Annotated in this window: 15 protein-coding genes; 4 read left to right on the forward strand and 11 right to left on the reverse strand. The window is 71.7% G+C overall.

From position 1 onward, the window contains the following. From H7965_RS21150 to H7965_RS21175, 6 genes are all read right to left on the reverse strand, one after another. Nucleotides 1-864 (reverse strand): glycosyltransferase family 2 protein, encoded by an 864-nt coding sequence (locus H7965_RS21150; protein ID WP_186772573.1) that lies wholly within the window; start codon nt 862-864, stop codon nt 1-3. Then, a complete protein-coding gene (locus H7965_RS21155) occupies nt 861-1,733 on the reverse strand; it encodes a glycosyltransferase family 2 protein (protein ID WP_186772574.1) in 873 nt (290 codons plus the stop codon). The genes H7965_RS21150 and H7965_RS21155 overlap by 4 nt, the downstream gene beginning before the upstream one ends. Then, a complete protein-coding gene (locus H7965_RS21160; protein ID WP_186772575.1) occupies nt 1,730-2,845 on the reverse strand; it encodes a glycosyltransferase in 1,116 nt (371 codons plus the stop codon). The genes H7965_RS21155 and H7965_RS21160 overlap by 4 nt, the downstream gene beginning before the upstream one ends. Next, nucleotides 2,842-3,927, reverse strand: coding sequence for a glycosyltransferase family 4 protein (locus tag H7965_RS21165; RefSeq protein ID WP_186772576.1), 1,086 nt, complete (start codon nt 3,925-3,927; stop codon nt 2,842-2,844). Before H7965_RS21165 ends, H7965_RS21160 begins: the two co-directional genes overlap by 4 nt. Continuing rightward, nucleotides 3,927-5,432: an oligosaccharide flippase family protein gene (locus tag H7965_RS21170; RefSeq protein WP_186772577.1), complete on the reverse strand. Its 1,506-nt coding sequence runs from the start codon at nt 5,430-5,432 to the stop codon at nt 3,927-3,929. Before H7965_RS21170 ends, H7965_RS21165 begins: the two co-directional genes overlap by 1 nt. 242 nt (nt 5,433-5,674) lie before the next feature. Further along, nucleotides 5,675-6,433, reverse strand: a complete 759-nt coding sequence (locus H7965_RS21175) for a sugar transferase (protein ID WP_229682728.1) — start codon at nt 6,431-6,433, stop codon at nt 5,675-5,677. A gap of 307 nt (nt 6,434-6,740) precedes the next feature. Here H7965_RS21175 and H7965_RS31145 point away from each other — a divergent pair, with 307 nt between their 5' ends. Beyond that, entirely contained in the window at nt 6,741-6,875 is a 135-nt protein-coding gene (locus H7965_RS31145) for a hypothetical protein (RefSeq protein ID WP_261394326.1), read from the forward strand. A gap of 389 nt (nt 6,876-7,264) precedes the next feature. On the opposite strand, the gene H7965_RS21180 is transcribed toward H7965_RS31145, so the two are convergent. The 5 genes from H7965_RS21180 to H7965_RS21200 all read right to left on the reverse strand — a co-directional run bounded on the left by H7965_RS21180 (nt 7,265) and on the right by H7965_RS21200 (nt 11,968). Then, a complete protein-coding gene (locus tag H7965_RS21180) occupies nt 7,265-8,146 on the reverse strand; it encodes a helix-turn-helix transcriptional regulator (RefSeq protein ID WP_186772579.1) in 882 nt (293 codons plus the stop codon). A gap of 121 nt (nt 8,147-8,267) precedes the next feature. Next, nucleotides 8,268-8,561, reverse strand: coding sequence for a hypothetical protein (locus H7965_RS21185; RefSeq protein ID WP_186772580.1), 294 nt, complete (start codon nt 8,559-8,561; stop codon nt 8,268-8,270). 156 nt (nt 8,562-8,717) lie between these two features. Then, nucleotides 8,718-9,824, reverse strand: coding sequence for an NAD(P)/FAD-dependent oxidoreductase (locus H7965_RS21190; RefSeq protein WP_186772581.1), 1,107 nt, complete (start codon nt 9,822-9,824; stop codon nt 8,718-8,720). A gap of 30 nt (nt 9,825-9,854) precedes the next feature. After that, complete coding sequence (locus tag H7965_RS21195) at nt 9,855-11,018, reverse strand: DNA topoisomerase IB (protein WP_186772582.1); 1,164 nt, start codon at nt 11,016-11,018, stop codon at nt 9,855-9,857. Between the two features lie 128 nt (nt 11,019-11,146). Next, a complete protein-coding gene (locus H7965_RS21200; RefSeq protein WP_186772583.1) occupies nt 11,147-11,968 on the reverse strand; it encodes an enoyl-CoA hydratase/isomerase family protein in 822 nt (273 codons plus the stop codon). A gap of 138 nt (nt 11,969-12,106) precedes the next feature. Here H7965_RS21200 and H7965_RS21205 point away from each other — a divergent pair, with 138 nt between their 5' ends. From H7965_RS21205 to H7965_RS21215, 3 genes are read left to right on the forward strand one after another with little or no spacing between them, the layout of a single operon-like run. After that, nucleotides 12,107-13,066 (forward strand): hydroxymethylglutaryl-CoA lyase, encoded by a 960-nt coding sequence (locus tag H7965_RS21205; protein WP_186772584.1) that lies wholly within the window; start codon nt 12,107-12,109, stop codon nt 13,064-13,066. Next, nucleotides 13,063-13,713 (forward strand): hypothetical protein, encoded by a 651-nt coding sequence (locus H7965_RS21210; protein WP_186772585.1) that lies wholly within the window; start codon nt 13,063-13,065, stop codon nt 13,711-13,713. The genes H7965_RS21205 and H7965_RS21210 overlap by 4 nt, the downstream gene beginning before the upstream one ends. Next, entirely contained in the window at nt 13,710-14,921 is a 1,212-nt protein-coding gene (locus H7965_RS21215) for a CaiB/BaiF CoA transferase family protein (protein WP_229682727.1), read from the forward strand. Before H7965_RS21210 ends, H7965_RS21215 begins: the two co-directional genes overlap by 4 nt. Nucleotides 14,922-15,077: the final 156 nt, after the last annotated feature.

Below are 15,077 nucleotides of genomic sequence, written 5' to 3' on the forward strand. Positions count from 1 at the left end.
CTAGAGCTCCGTGATCCGGCCCGGCGCCATGCGGCCGCGCAACAGGTCGGAGAGCGCCAGCATGTTGCCGCGGAACCGCCCCCAGCGATCGGCCCAGGGCTCCGGCCAGGGGCTGCGGGCGAGATTCATGGCGCAGTGCCTCGCGGCGCTGCGCAGCGCGTGGCTCCAGGGATAGGTGCCCTTGCGGGCGAGGTAGAGCGAGTTCGCCACCTGCGAATAGCCGAGCCTGAGGCCTGGGGTGCGCCCGAGTTTGACGCCGAGGTGCACGCCGCGGGCGCCTTCCAGCCGCAGGATCGCGCCATGCCGGCCAAGGGCGCGGGTGAAGTCGATGTCCTCGTACCAGGCGTAGAGCGGCAGCGCCTCATCCACCCTGATGCCATGGGCGCGGACCGGGGCGAGGCGCACCGCCATGTTGCAGCCATAGCCGTTGAAATGCGGCCGGGCGGCGAGCGGATCGCCCGCGTAGCGGTCGGCGGCGAGGATGGCGCGACCCTCGGCGACGCCGAGCCCCGGCCCCTTGGCGCCATCGGCGAGGACGGTGCCGGTGGTGACCACCACCTCCGGCCGCGCCGCCAGCACCGCCTCCGTCACCGCCAGATACCCGGGCGCCGCCAGGAAGTCGTCGTCGAGGAACAGCACCGCGTCGCAATCGGCGGCCGTGTCGAGGATGGCGTTGCGCTGGCGCGGCAGCCCGGCCGGGGCGATAAGGTATTCGACCCCGGGGGCGCGGGCACCGACATCCTCCGGCGTGACGTGGCAGACGATGATGCGGTCGGGCGCGCGGGTCTGCCGGCGCAGCTCCGCCAGCACCTCGGCCAGGATGGCGGCGCGGCCGCGCGTCGCGATGCCGATCGCGATCCTCATCGCGGCAGCTCCGCCAGCGGTGCCAGCATGGCCGGGCTGCGCGGGGCGAAATAGCCGGTCAGCCGGCCGTGCAGGCTGGCAAGGAAGTAGCGCGAGGCCAGCCCGCGGCCGCGCAGCGCGTTCAGCAGCACACCGCCAATCGGGCGGATGACGAAGGGCAGCCAGACGCCGGCCGGCGCCGCATGGCGCCGCATCACATGGCCCAGCCCACGCCCGTAAAGCGCGGCCCGTTCCACCGCCACCGGGGTCAGCCGCTTGTCCGGGTGGATGATCCGCTGCGCCGGCTCGTAGCGCGCCGCATGACCGGCGGCGAGCGCCCGCAGCACCAGGTCGTTGCCCTCGGCCGAGCCGAAGGGCGTGCCAGGGCCCAGCGCTTCGTCGAAGCCGCCGAGCGCCAGCGCGGTCTGGCGGCGGAGGAAGAGGTTGAACTCGATGACGCTGGTCCAGACATTGGCCGGGGTGATCGGCCCGCCGTCCTCCCGCCAGCGGCCGGAGCCGAGCCCGCCCTCCGGCGAGGCGGCCGGGCCGGTCAGTATCTGCACCCCCGGATCGCCGTCGAAGGCGGTTCCCACCCGGTCCAGCAGCCCGGGCGGGTAGAGGCAGTCATCGTCCGGGAAACCGACGATCTCGCCGCGCGCCAGCATCAGCCCGAGGTTGCGGGCATGGCAGGCGTTGTTGCGCGCGCTGCGCCGGTGCAGCAGCGGCAGCCGCGCGGCGTATCCGGCGATGATCGGCGCCAGCCGGTCATCCTGGTTCTGGTCGACGACGATCACCTCGACATCGCTGCGCTGCTGCGCCAGCAGGCTGTCGAACAGCGCCGCCAGCTCGCGGTCGCGGCCGAGGGTGGCGACGACGAGGCTGAATTTCATGCTCCCCTCTCGGCCAGCAGAGTGTCCACATGCGCCCGCATCGCCGCGCGGAAGTGCTCGCCCGAGAAGCGCAGCGCATTCGCCCGGCAAGCCTCGGGAGAGATAGGCGGCCCGGCCTCGAAGGCGTCCACCGCGGCGATGATCGCCTCGGCGCTCTGCGCGCCGAACAGCACGCCGGTGTCGGGAAGGACGATGTCGCGGGCGCCGCCGCGGCCATAGGCGATCAGCGGCGTGCCGCAGGCCTGTGCCTCCACCAGGCCGATGCCGAAATCCTCCTCCGCGGCGAAGACGAAGGCGCGGGCGGATTGGGTCAGCGCCACCAGCTCAGCCTGGGCCACATGGCCACGGAATTCGATGTTCGGCGCACCGGCCGCCGCCGCCTGCACCCGCGGCAGGGAAGGGCCGTCGCCGGTGATGATCAGCTTGCGGCCGGGCATCCGGCGGAAGGCCTCGGCGACGAGATCGACCCGCTTGTAGGGCACCATGCGCGCGGCGATGAGGTAATGCCCCTCGCGCGGCGCGGTGCCGAGGCTGAAGCGCTCGACATCCACCGGCGGGTGGATCACCGCCGCCTCGCGCCGCCAGACCTTCCTGATGCGCTCGGCGATGTAGCGGCTGTTGCCGATGACCGAGTCGATGCCGGCGGCGGAGCTGCGGTCCCACAACCGCAGCCGGTGCAGCAGCCAGCGGGTGTAGAGGCCCTTCAGCCCATGCTCCAGCCCGGCCTGCCGCAGGTATTGCGCCTGCAAATCCCAGGCGTAGCGCATCGGGCTGTGGACGTAGCTCACATGCAGCGTGCCCGGCCCGGTCAACACCCCCTTGGCCACGGCATGGGAGGAGGAGACGACGAGGTCATAGCCCGCCATGTCGAATTGCTCGATGGCGATCGGCATCAGCCCGAGGTACCAGCGGAACCGCTTCCGCGCCGCCGGCAGACGCTGGATGAAGCTGGTGCGTACCCGCCTGCCCTGCAGGAAGTGGCGGTCCTTCTCGGCCAGGAAGTCGCAGATGGCATAGACATCCGCCTCCGGCCACAACCGGATGAATTGCTCCAGCACCCGCTCCGAGCCGGCGTAGCCGTCGAGCCATTCATGCACCAGGGCAACCTTCATCGGGCGGTATCCATCGGGAGCAGGGCGAGCAGGCGTTCCGCCGCGCCGCGCCAGGTGAAGCCGGCGGCGCGGGCGCGGCCGGCGGCGGCGAGGCGGGCGGCGAGCCCCGCCTCGGTGACCAGCCGGGACAGCGCATCGGCCAGCCGGCGCGGGCCATCGGTGTCGAACCAGAGCGCGGCCTCGCCGCAGACCTCGGGCAGGGAGGCGGCCTCGGCGGCGACCACCGGGCAGCCGCAGCTCATCGCCTCGATCGGCGGCAGGCCGAAGCCTTCGTAGCGGGAGGGGAAGATGAGGCAGAGCGCGGCACCGTAGAGGCTGCGCAATTCGGCATCGCTGACCCGGCCGAGCAGGGCGACATGCGCCCCGGCCGGCCCCGCCTCGGCCCGGAACACCGCCGGATCGGCGGCGCCGGCGACGGCCAGCTTCATCCCATGCGCGCCGAGCAGCCCGGCCGCGTCGCCGAGGCCGCCGAGGTTCTTGTGCGCCGCCCTGGTGCCGACGACGAGGGCGAAGCGGCCGGGCTCCAGCCCGTGCTTCGCCAGCACCGCCGGGTCCGGCGTCTCGCGCAGGATGTGCTCGCCGCTTTCCGGCATCACCGCGATGCGGCCGGGGTCGAGGCGCAGATGGTAGGCGATCCGCTTCCGGGAGAATTCGGAAACCGTCACCAGCCGGGCGCCGAGCCGGGGCAGCGCGCGGTGCAGCCCACGGTACCAGGCGCGGAAGGCGGTGGAGTAGCTCTCCGGCGTGTCGAAGGCGCCGGCGTCGTGGATCACCACCACCTGGGCGCGGCCCAGCGCCAGCGGCGCGGTATTACCAAGGTTGAGCAGCATTCCGCCACGGGCGCGCAGCGGCAGCTCCAGCTGCTCCCAGGCCTGGCCGCGCAGCCTGCCCAGCTCGGCCGGGATATGGGCGAAGGGCGAGGCGGCGCCGGAAGGCAGCAGCAGCCGGGCGCCAGGCAGCCTGTCCTCGGCCGCCATCAGGTCCAGCGCGCGGGTGATCTCGCCGGCGAAGCGCTGCACGCCGGTCAGGCGCTGGGTCAGGAAGCGGCCGTTGATGACGAGGCCACGGACGGAGTCTGGCATCAGGCGCCTTTCAGTCGCAGCAGCGCGCGCGGGTGGCGCAGCAGCATCCGGTCCTCCTCCGGCAGTGCCCGCAGCGCCACCAGGAGGAAGCCGGCCAGCACCAGCACCGCGCCGCCCAGCAGCCAGGGCAGGGAGGGCAGGGCGAGCAGCGCCGCCAGCCCGAGTCCGGCCACCGCCAGCACCGGCGCCAGCCCGCGCGCCGCCTCGGCCGCCGGTCCGTAGAGCCGCGCCGCCAGCCAGAGCTTGCCGGCGCAATCGGTGGCGGCGCGCAGCGCCCAGGCCACCGCCGCACCCTCGATACCGGCGACCGGCAGCAGCAGCGCCGCCAGCGGCAGGAAGACCACCGCCTGGCCCAGTACGAAGCGCGCCGTCATGTCCGGCCGGCCGATCGCATCCAGCAGCGCATTGGGGGCGAAGGCGACGCAGCTAAAGAAGATGCCGACGCCCAGTATCTGCAGCACCCGCGCCCCGCCGGCGGCGAAATCGGCACCGAGCCAGAGCCAGAGGATCTCCCGCGCCCCGACCACCAGCAGCAGCGCCGCCGGCAGCACCAGCAGCATGATCGCCAGCGCGCCGCGCCGCAGCAGCGCCGCGGTCTGCGCCGGCATGGTGGCGAAGGCCCCGGCGAAGGCCGGCAGCAGGGTCTGCGCCACCGCTACCGGCAGGATCCAGACCCGCAGCACGAGGTCGAGCGGCGTGGCGTACCAGGCGACCGCGGCCAGCGAGAGCATCGCCCCGATCAGGAAGCGGTCGGCATAGAGCAGCGCCTGGGTCACCATGCCGTTGAAGGTCATCCAGCCGCCGAGGCGCAGCAGCGGCACCACCAGCCGCAGCCTGACGCCACGCCAGGACAGCCCCGGCAGCAGCGGCCGCACCAGCCAGATGTAGGAGAGGGTATTGGCCAGCCGGCAGGCGACCAGGGCCAGCATCACCCCGACCAGGCTGTCCCAGACCAGCAGCACCAGCACCGGGCCGAGGTAGTAGAAGAGGTTGACCGGGATGGTGACGAGGTTGGCGGCGCGGAACCTCTGCCAGGCCGCCAGCACGCCCCAGAGCGAGGCGTTCAGCACCACCAGCGGCGCCGCCGCGGCCAGCACCCGCATGGCGTCCACCGCCTGGGGCTGCAGCTCCGGCGGCACCTTCAGGATGCGCTCCACCAGCAGGGGCACGAAGAGCCAGAGGCCGAGCGCCGCGGCGAGGCTGATCATGCCGAGGGTCGCGAGGGCCGCGGCGACCAGCCCGGTCGCCTCCGCCGCGCGGCCGGCGCCGATGCGCTCGGCCAGGGCACGGGTCAGCGCCTGGCCAACGCCGAAGTCGAACACGCCGAAGACGCCCACCATGGCCAGCGCCAGGGTGAACAGGCCCCAGCGCTCCAGGCCGAGCTGATGCACCAGGACCGGGGTGAGGACCAGGGCGAGCAGCAGCGGCAGGCCGCGGCCGAGGGCATTCCAGAACACGCCCGAGACCATGGCCCGGGCGCCGGCGCGTGCATGAGGATCGGACATCAGCCCCTTCCGGCGGAGTTTGGGCGGGCCGCGGCGGTCGGGCGGGGCGTGGCAGCCCGGCCCTTCCGGGTCAAGTCAGTCAGCAGGGAGCCAGCCAGCCCATGACCTTGAAGACACCACCGGACCCTGCCGCCTGCCGCCGGCCTTCCACGGCATCGCCGCGGAAGGCCGTACCGTAGCGCTGGTCGGGAGAGACAATCCGGAGCCCTCGCAAGACCGCGCGGCGGCTTTATGAGGACGCCTCAGTAGGCGCCGCGCCGCGCCACCACCGCCGCCGGGGTCCGCAGCAGGATGACCACATCGGCCAGCAGCGAGGGGTTCACCGCGTAACGGACGTCGAGCGCCACGCGCTCGGCATAGGTGGTGTCGTTGCGGCCGCTGATCTGCCAAAGGCCGGTGATGCCGGGGCGGACCGAGAGGTAATGCTCGGCCGCGGCGCCGTAATGCGCCGAAAGCTCGGCCTGGATCACCGGGCGGGGACCGACCAGGCTCATCTCGCCGCGCAGCACGTTGATCAGCTGCGGCAGCTCGTCGAGGCTGCTGGCGCGCAGCAGCCGGCCGATCCAGGTGACGCGCGGGTCCTGCTTCAGCTTGCGCGTCGCCTCCCATTCCTCCCGCGCCGCCGGGTCGCTGGCCAGCAGCGCCGCCAGCCGCTCGGCCGAATCGGTGACCATGGAGCGGAACTTCAGGCAGCCGAACCGCCGGCCGCCGCGGCCCACCCGCTCATGCGCGTAGAAGGCCGGGCCGCCATCGGCGCGCACCGCCAGGGCGATGGCGGCGAAGGCCGGCAGGCAGAGCAGCAGCAGCGTCGAGGCGCCGAGGATATCGAAGGCGCGTTTCAGCCGCGGCTGCAGCGCCACCGACCAGGAATGCCCCGTAGCAGCCTGCCGGGATGAGGCCCGCGAGACGCCATAGCTGGCCAAAGCCTGGCTCGACGCCTCGGGAGACATGGTCTGGCCGAGGCCCTGGCCCATAGTCTGGATCGCTTCAACGCCCAACATGGACGACGTCACCCTCTCGTTCGCTCGCCGGTGCCGCGCTGCGGTCCGGGGCGGGAGTGGGAAGCGTCTTGCCGCTTCCGCCGTCCTGCCGTCGCACCGCCCGGGACCCGGGCAAGCCTTTCTCCCGCAATTCCCGTACGGGATTGCGACGTGTCTGCGGCCGGATTGTGGCGGCGCCGATTTCCTGGCGAGGCGCTGCACGAATTCTGCTGCGCCTGAGGCGAATGCATGCAAAGTTGAACAGCCAGGGATGGTGTATCCATCTATGGCTACAACCATGTGGCGAAGTTCGCGGAGTTTGGCCGGCATGACGACCGACCCTGGCGCCGGACGGGATGATCCGGAGGAAGATGCAGGCGGGCCAGCCATTGGCCTGTTCTGTGCCGTGGCCCTGTCGAGCGTCTTCTGGGTGATGCTTGCGTTGATTTTGTATGCTGAATAATGCACGTGTAAGGCGCGGCAAGCACGCCGGCGGCAAGCACGCCTGACAGGGTGCCGAGGTCCCGCCAGCGGCCTTCTCTCGCCATGCGCGGGCTTGGCCCGCGCCTCGGACACCGCAGCGAAGCCAAACGCCCGGATGGCCAGGTCAAGGCCGGCCATGGTCTGGCGGCCCGCTGCAGCGAATCGCGTTCCTGTCCGAACGCCAGCCCGCCAGCCCTTTGCTTGCGGAGCGGATTCAAGCCTCTCCGCGATCCGCTCCGAGAGTGCCCTTCGGTACCGGGCGCTGGCCGGTGTCCTTCCGCGGCTTTGCCGCGAAAGGCGCGCCGAAGCGCCGATCGGGAGGGATCATCGGAGTCCCTGCAACACTACAGGGTGGTTCGGTGGGGCGTTCTAAAGGTTGAAGGCCACCGTGCCGCAGGCGGCGATGTCGTAGCCGCCCATCCGCTCGGCCCGGGCGCGGAAGCCGGCGCCGGCGGTGAAGCCCAGCAGCCGCTGAATGCCCTGGCCGAAATACTCCCGCCGGTCCATCACCAGGTCGAAGCGCTCCCGCAGCAGCGGCACGAAGCCGAGGCCGCGGGCCGCCGCCGCGGCGCGGATGCCGAAGCCCGCCTCGGCCCGGCCCTCGGCCACCGCCGCCGCCACCTCATCCTCGGCCATCGCCGGCTCCGCCAGGAAGCCGAGCTGGTCGAGCCGCAGCTCCGCCTCCGCCAGCAGATGCAGCAGCAGGGCGTGGCTGCCGGCGCGGGGCTGGCGGCCGGCGATGCGCAATCCTGGCCGCGCCAGGTCGGTGACGCTGGCAAGGCCGAGCGGATTGCCCGGTGCCACCATCAGCCCCTGCTCCCGCCACGCCCAGACCAGCCCGACCACGCCGCGGCCGGCCAGCGCCGCCCGCGCCGCGGGCTCGTTGAAGGCGCCCGAATCGGGATCGATCAGATGGATCGCGGCGGCCGCCGCCTCGCCGCGCGCCAGCGCCTCCAGCCCGTCCAGGCTGCCGCCGCCGCGCAGCGCCAGCCCGCAGCCGGATTGCCGTACCGCCCAGTCCAGCAAGGGGTCATGGCTGCCGGCGAGGATCGGCGGCGGCGCCAGCCGGTGTTCCTGCCCCGGCATGTCGGCCTGGGCCGCCAGCCAGCGTTCCAGCAGCCCGCGCGGGAACAGCCATTTGCCGCCGAGTTGCACCGCCGGGACCCGCCGGCTGCGCGCCAGGGCATAGAGCGCGCGTTCGGACAGGCGGAGGTAGTCGGCCGCTTCCCGCAGGGTGAGCACATCCGGCATCACCCGGCAGGCTCAGGCCACCGGTGGCGCGCCGTCAATCCTGGTGCGCGGCATGGGTGGTCCATCCATGCCGTGCGACTGAGGCAGGTGGCTGATCGGTCATGATCAAACGCCGTTCGTATCAGGCCGTGCCGATCCTGACGTGAATGCGCGCACCGCCCTGCAGCGGCCGCGGCACCAGCGCGGTGATGCGGCCCTGCCGCCAGGCAGGATCCTCGGCCAGCCGGCCGGACAGCAGCACGGTCTCAGCCGGCGGCAGCCGTCCGAGCCGCTGGCCGTCCAGCCGCCATGCCTCGATCTCCCTGCCGTTCCGCAGCAGCCGGAGTTCGAGCGCATCGCCTACCTGAGGCGGGGCCTGGCCCGGGCCGGGGTCGGTGGCATCAAGTAGGTAGGTCAACCAATGGGACTCGTACACGCGACGATCCTTCGAAACGCGGCGCCTCAATGCGATGAGGGGGGTCCGCGATCCACCATATTCGCGTGACATTGCAGACATGCGCATTCTGGCAGGCGTGACTTACCGAAACATGTAGGCCCTGCCGCATATGATCCCGCAACGGTTGTGCCAACGTCAGTCGGCGCCCACCACCGCCTTGACCTCCTCGGCCAGGGAGAGCGATGCGGTCAGCCCCGGGCTCTCGATGCCGAAGAGGTGGATCAGCCCGGGCACCCCATGGTCGCGCGGCCCGGTGACGGTGAAATCCTGCGCCGGCGCGCCGGGCGGGACGATCTTCGGCCGGATCCCCGAATAGCCCGGCGCCAGCGCGCCATCCGCCAGCCCCGGCCAGTAACGCCGGATGGCAGCGTAGAAGCTGTCGCCGCGCCGCGGATCGACCTCGTAATCCAGGCTCTCCACCCACTCCACATCGGGCCCGAACCGCGCCTGGCCGCCGAGGTCGATGGTCAGATGGGTGCCGAGGCCGCCCGGCACCGGCACCGGGTAGATCAGCCGTGAGAAGGGGTTGCGCCCGGTCAGGGTGAAGTAATTGCCCTTGGCGTAATAGGCGGTGGGGATGTGCTGGCTCGGCATGCCGGCGATGCTGCGCGCCAGCTTCGGCGCGTGCAGCCCGGCGGCGTTCACCAGGGTGCGGCAGCGCAGCGCCATCGGCTCCGCCCCGCCGACCTCGATCTCGATGCCCGCCGCGGTGGCGCGGCCACCGGTGACCGGGGCGTGGAAGACGAAGATCGCCCCGGCATTCCCGGCATCGCCCTGCAGGCTCAGCATGTAGGCGTGGCTGTCGATGATGCCGGTGGAAGGCGAGAGCAGCGCCGCGGTGCAATGCAGCGCCGGCTCCAGCGCCAGCGCCTCCGCCCGGCTCAGCAGGGTCAGGTCGGGAACGCCATTGGCGGCGGCACGGGCCTGGATGGCGGTGAGCTTGCCCGCCTCCTCCTCATCGGTGGCGACGATCAGCTTGCCGCAGCGCGCATGCGGCAGGCCGCGTTCCGCGCAATAGGCGTAGAGCATGTGCTTGCCGGCGACGCAGTGCCGCGCCATGCGGCTGCCGGCGGCGTAGTAGATGCCGGCGTGGATCACCTCTGAGTTGCGCGAGGAGGTTTCCGTCCCGATCCCCTCCGCCGCGTCCAGCACCAAGACCTCGCGCCCGGCCAGCGCCAGGGCGCGGGCGACGGCCAGGCCCACCACCCCTGCGCCGGCGACGACGCAGTCGAACTCCTCCATGCCGCGACCCTCTTCGATGTCAGGGCATCTTTACCGCAACCCGTGGCCAAGGCGAGGCCATGCCGCCGCGACATGGCAGGCCGGCCGGGGTGTGGCGCTGGTCATCCCCGCTGCTGCCCGGTCCCCCCTCAGGCGTTCGAGCAGCAGGGCGAGCACCGCGGCTTCCTCCGGCCGCAGCCGGCCGGTCCCGTCCCGCAACTCGGGCTCCGCCTCCACCTCGAAGGCCAGGGCGCCGTCGAGGTAGCAATCGAGGATCGCCGGGTGGATGTAGCAGGTCCGGCAGATCGCCGGCGTGTTGCCGAGCCGCGCCGCGACCCGCTCGATGGCCGCCCGCAGGTTGCGCTTGGCCGCGGCCTGGCTGTCCGCCCGCTGGTACTCGCGCAGCGCCAGCGCGGCGAGCACCGTGCCGGCCCAGGTGCGGAAGTCCTTGGCGGTGACGTCCCGCCCGGCGATCTCCCGGAGGTAGGCATTCACATCCGCCGAGGTGACGTCGCGCAGCCCGCCCTCGGCATCGCGGTACTGGAACAACTCCTGGCCCGGCAGGTCCTGGCAGGCGCGGACGATCCGGGCCACCCGGCGGTCGGCCAGGCCGAGTTGCCAGGTCTTGCCGCTCTTGCCCTTGAAGGTGAAGCGCAAGGTCGTACCCTCCACCGCGACATGGCGGTGGCGCAGGGTGGTCAGGCCATAGCTCTGGTTCTGCCGGGCATAATCGTCATTGCCGACGCGGATCAGCGTCGCCTCCAGCAGGTGCACCACCGTCGCCAGCACCTTTTCCCCGGGCAGGCCGGGGCGCCGCATGTCGGCGTCCACCCGCGCCCGGATGGCCGGCAGGCTATGCGCGAATTCCACCATGTGGTCGTATTTCGCGGCGTCCCGTACCTCCCGCCAGCGCGGGTGGTAGCGGTACTGCTTGCGGCCTTTCTGGTCGCGGCCGGTGGCCTGGATGTGCCCCTCCGGATGCGGGCAGATCCAGACCTGGGTCCAGGCCGGCGGGATCGCGAGGGCACGGATGCGCCGCAAGGTTGCCGCGTCGCGGACCGGCCCGCCCTGCGGCTGGCGGTAGCTGAAGCCCTTGCCCACGCGCCGCCGGCCGATGCCGGGCGCCTCGTCCGAGACATAACGCAGCCCGGCCTCGCTCGCCGCCTCGCGCGCGTCGATGATGGCGGAGACGGCGGCACCTTCGTCGAAGGGCATGGGTACAGGCTTCCGGCGGCTGGGAGCCCATGAACCCGCGGCAGAGCCTCGGGTTTCGCAGCCCCGGCCCAGCTCCGCCCGGGGGCGCGATCCGCGGCCTCGGGTGTCGCGGCCTCGGAGGTCCTCCTCTACCGCCCCTGGAACACCGGCTTGCGCTTCTCCTTGAAGGCGCGCAGCCCTTCCTTGATGTCCTCGCTGTCCTTGGCGCGCCGGATGCGCTCCTTCAGCGCCGGCACGTCCAGCGCCTGGTGGCCGATCTCGTTGATCGCCCGCTTGGCGCCCTGCACCGCCAGCGGCGCCAGCTCGCCGAGCCGCGCGGCGATGGCGTCGATCCGCGCGTCCAGCGCCTCCGGCGTCACCAGATCGGTCAGGTAGCCGATCCGCAGCAACTCCTCCGCGCTCTGCTCCTCGGCCAGCATGAAAAGGCGCTTGGCGTTGTTGAAGCCGAGACGGGAGACGTAGCGCCGCAGCCCGCTCTCGTAGTAGTGCACGCCGATCCGCGCCGCCGGCATGAACATCACCGTCGAGGGCGTGACGCCGACGCGGAAGTCGCAGGCCAGCGCCAGGTCGGTGCTGCCGCCATAGACCCCGCCGTGCAGCCGCGCGACGGTCGGGATGGTCAGCATTTCCAGCCGGTTGATCATGTCCTCGAAGGTGGCGCCGGGGGTGTCCTTGATGCCGCCCGCCGCCGCCTGCTGCGCCATGCTGCCGAGGTGCGCCCCGGCCGAGAAGGCGCGGCCGGTGGAGGCGATGACCAGCACCCGCACCGCCGGGTCGGCCTCCACCTTGGCCAGGATGCGCATGATCTCGACGATGTCCTCGGGCTGGACCCGGTTCATCACCAGCGGGCGGTTGAGATGCAGCGTGGCGCGGCTGCCTTCCAGAGCGAGGCTCGGCAGGCTGCCTTCGTCCTTGGTGGTGGCACGGGCGGTGTCAGCGGCAGCGCTCATGGTTCGGTTCCTCCGGTCGGGAGGGTTGTGCCGGGGGATGCCGGCTTCGGCAACTGGTCCCGGGCAACCGTCTGGCGTCCGGCCGCCGGCGGGGGCACCATGGCAGCCGAAACCACGCAGCAGAGGGGAGGGGGAGCCATGGCCGACCTGCCGAAGTCCGTCGACATCTTCGAGGAAGGCCCGCGCGAGGGCTTTCAGATCGAACCTGGGCCGATCCCGGCCGCCGACAAGATCGCGCTGGTCGAGGCGCTGGCCGAGACCGGCCTCCGCCACATCCAGATCTGCTCCTTCGTCAACACGAGGCTGGTGCCCGGCTGGGCGGATGCCGAGGCGGTGGCGGCCGGCTTCCGGCCGAAGGATGGCGTCCACTACACCGCGCTCTGGTTCAACGAGAACGGGCTGAACCGGGCGCTGGCCTTCCGCGACCGGCTGACCCTCGGCGGCTCGATCTCGCTGGCGGCCTCGAACGCCTTCTCGATCAAGAACCTCAACCGCGGCCATGCCGAGAACCTTGAGGCGATGCGCAAGCAGACCGCGGTGCACCGGAAGAACGGCATCGCGGTGACGCGGGTCGGGGTCATGGCCGCCTTCGGCTGCAACTACCAGGGCGATATCACGCCGGCCCAGGTGGTGCAGACCGTCGCCGACGGGCTGGCGGTTGCCGCCGAGGCAGGCGAGACCGTCACCGACGTCTCGCTGGCCGACACCATGGGCTGGGCGACGCCGATCCGCATCGAGCGCGGTGTCGGCGCGGTGCGGGAACGCTGGCCGCAGCTGCGCATCGGCCTGCACCTGCACGACACCCGCGGGCTGGCGGTAGCCAATGCGCATGCCGGGCTGAAGCTCGGCGTCACCAAATTCGACAGCACCGTGGGCGGCCTCGGCGGCTGCCCCTTCGCCGGGCAGAAGGGCGCCGCGGGCAATATCTGCACCGAGGAGCTGGCCCTGCTCTGCGAGGAGATGGGCATCGCCACCGGCATCGACCTCGACGCGCTGATCGAGGTGGGGCGGCTGGCCGAGCGCATCGTCGGCCACCAGCTGCCGAGCGAGCTGCTGCGCGCCGGCAGCCTGGATGCCTTCCGGCGAAAGGCGGCGTGACGCAACTCGCGCCAGCGCCCGATGTCGGCAGCCTGGCCGCCGAGGTTCTCCGGCGTGCCAGGATCAAGGTGCCGTTCTGGCGGATACTGACGGGCAAGCGCACGGTCCTCGTCACCACCGCCGTGGTCGTGGTGGCGCATGCGCTCTACCTCCTTCGGCCGCATGAGCCGGTGGCGGGAGAGGAGGATCCGGTCGCCAGGGTCCTGGCGACCGTCGCCGCCGGCATCGCCTTCGCCTTCACCTATGTGCAGTGGCACCTCGGGCGCGAGGAGGCCTCCTACGACAAGTACTACGACCGGATGAGGCTCGTGAACGAGCACATCGATGCCGCCGGTCGGGAATACGCCCGGCTGCGCGAGCTTGCGCCGAAGGAGGAGCCGGCATCCTGGCTGCTCGACCATCACCGCAACATGATCACCTTCGCCGAACTCGATAACCTCGAATACGTGCTCGGCAAGCGCCGGCTCAACTACGTCGAGGATGATCTCGTCGAACGTGCGGTCAGGACTTTCAGGGCGCAATGCGCCCAGGCATGGTTCTGCGAGAAGGTCCGCTTCTGGACAGTCCAGACCGAGCTCGGCTATCGGCCGCGGACCCGGGCGGCCGCGCGGTTCCTGGCCGGCCTCGACACGGAGAAGAACGCGTGAATCCAAAGCCGCTCGCCGGGATCAAGGTCCTCGAGTTCACCCACACCATCATGGGGCCCTGCGCCGGGCTGGTGCTGGCCGACCTCGGCGCCGATGTGGTGAAGGTCGAGCCGGCGCCGGCCGGCGACCACACCCGCCGGCTGCCCGGCTTCGCCGCCGGCTTCTTCGCCACCTTCAACCGCAACAAGCGCAGTCTGGCGCTCGACCTGAAGCGACCGGACGGCCGCGCCGCGGCGCACCGGCTGGTGGCGCAGGCCGATGTGGTGCTGGAGAATTACGGGCCGGGCACCATGGAACGCCTCGGCTGCGGCTGGGAGGATCTGCGGAAGGTCAATCCGCGCCTCGTCTATCTGGCGCTGAAGGGCTTCCTCGCCGGCCCCTATGAACACCGGCCGGCGCTGGACGAGGTGGTGCAGTTCCAGTCCGGCCTCGCCTACATGACCGGCCCGCCGGGGCGGCCACTGCGCGCCGGCGCTTCCATCGTCGACATCCTCGGCGCGGTGTTCGGCGTGATCGCCGTGCAGGCGGCGCTGCGCGAGCGCGACCGGACCGGAGAGGGGCAGCGCGTCTGCTCCTCGCTCTTCGAGAGCGCGGTGTTCCTGATGGGCAGCCACATGGCCGGCCTCGCCGCCACCGGCGAGCCGCCGCCGCCAATGCCGGCACGGCGCGGCGCCTGGGGCATCTACGATGTGTTCGACACCGCGGGTGCCAAGGGGGAGAGCAATCAGTTGTTCATTGGCGTGACCAGCGACCAGCAATGGGTGCGCTTCACCCAGACCTTCGGGCTGGAGGCGCTGGCCGCCGACGCGCGAGTTGCCACCAACGCGCTGCGCGCCGGCGCCCGGTCCTGGCTGATCCCGGCGCTGCAGGAGGTGTTCCTGCAATACGACCAGGACGAGGTCGCCCGCCGCTGCGAGGCCGCCGGCATTTCCTGGGCGCCGGTCGGCAAGCCGGCCGACCTGTTCGACGACCCGCATCTGGCGGCGAATGGCGGGCTGCTGCAGACGGCGATCTCGGCGCTCGGCGGCGGCGCGATGTTCGGGCTGCCGGCCTTGCCGGTGGAATTCGGCGAGGGCAGGAACAGGGCCGGGCTGGTGCGGCAGCCGCCGAGGATGGGCGAGCATAACGCCGAGGTGTTGGCCGAGGTCGGGTTTGAGGTGAGGGAGATTGCGAGGCTGGCGGAGGCGGGGGTGATCGTCGGGGGGTGAGGGGAGGACACTGTCCTCCGAACACGAGTGGGAGTGTCAGGAATTCCGTGTTCGGCCGGTCGGTTGAACGACACGGTCAGGCCAGGGCCTTGGTGAAGCGCTGGCTGAAGATCACGGCGAACTGGGCCTTGGCCATGGCCCACTCCCGAGGCGGCA

Source organism: Siccirubricoccus deserti (assembly GCF_014283215.1).
In the GTDB taxonomy this organism is placed as follows: domain Bacteria; phylum Pseudomonadota; class Alphaproteobacteria; order Acetobacterales; family Acetobacteraceae; genus Siccirubricoccus; species Siccirubricoccus deserti.

What these genes read in the sequence shown, in the direction of transcription:
- H7965_RS21155 (WP_186772574.1), bottom strand. Translation starts at nt 1,733, where the DNA reads ATGAAATTCAGCCTCGTCGTCGCCACCCTCGGCCGCGACCGCGAGCTG.
- H7965_RS21205 (WP_186772584.1), top strand. Translation starts at nt 12,107, where the DNA reads ATGGCCGACCTGCCGAAGTCCGTCGACATCTTCGAGGAAGGCCCGCGC.
- H7965_RS21180 (WP_186772579.1), bottom strand. Translation starts at nt 8,146, where the DNA reads ATGCCGGATGTGCTCACCCTGCGGGAAGCGGCCGACTACCTCCGCCTG.
- H7965_RS21160 (WP_186772575.1), bottom strand. Translation starts at nt 2,845, where the DNA reads ATGAAGGTTGCCCTGGTGCATGAATGGCTCGACGGCTACGCCGGCTCG.
- H7965_RS21170 (WP_186772577.1), bottom strand. Translation starts at nt 5,432, where the DNA reads ATGTCCGATCCTCATGCACGCGCCGGCGCCCGGGCCATGGTCTCGGGC.
- H7965_RS21200 (WP_186772583.1), bottom strand. Translation starts at nt 11,968, where the DNA reads ATGAGCGCTGCCGCTGACACCGCCCGTGCCACCACCAAGGACGAAGGC.
- H7965_RS21195 (WP_186772582.1), bottom strand. Translation starts at nt 11,018, where the DNA reads ATGCCCTTCGACGAAGGTGCCGCCGTCTCCGCCATCATCGACGCGCGC.
- H7965_RS31145 (WP_261394326.1), top strand. Translation starts at nt 6,741, where the DNA reads ATGACGACCGACCCTGGCGCCGGACGGGATGATCCGGAGGAAGATGCA.
- H7965_RS21190 (WP_186772581.1), bottom strand. Translation starts at nt 9,824, where the DNA reads ATGGAGGAGTTCGACTGCGTCGTCGCCGGCGCAGGGGTGGTGGGCCTG.
- H7965_RS21175 (WP_229682728.1), bottom strand. Translation starts at nt 6,433, where the DNA reads ATGTTGGGCGTTGAAGCGATCCAGACTATGGGCCAGGGCCTCGGCCAG.
- H7965_RS21150 (WP_186772573.1), bottom strand. Translation starts at nt 864, where the DNA reads ATGAGGATCGCGATCGGCATCGCGACGCGCGGCCGCGCCGCCATCCTG.
- H7965_RS21165 (WP_186772576.1), bottom strand. Translation starts at nt 3,927, where the DNA reads ATGCCAGACTCCGTCCGTGGCCTCGTCATCAACGGCCGCTTCCTGACC.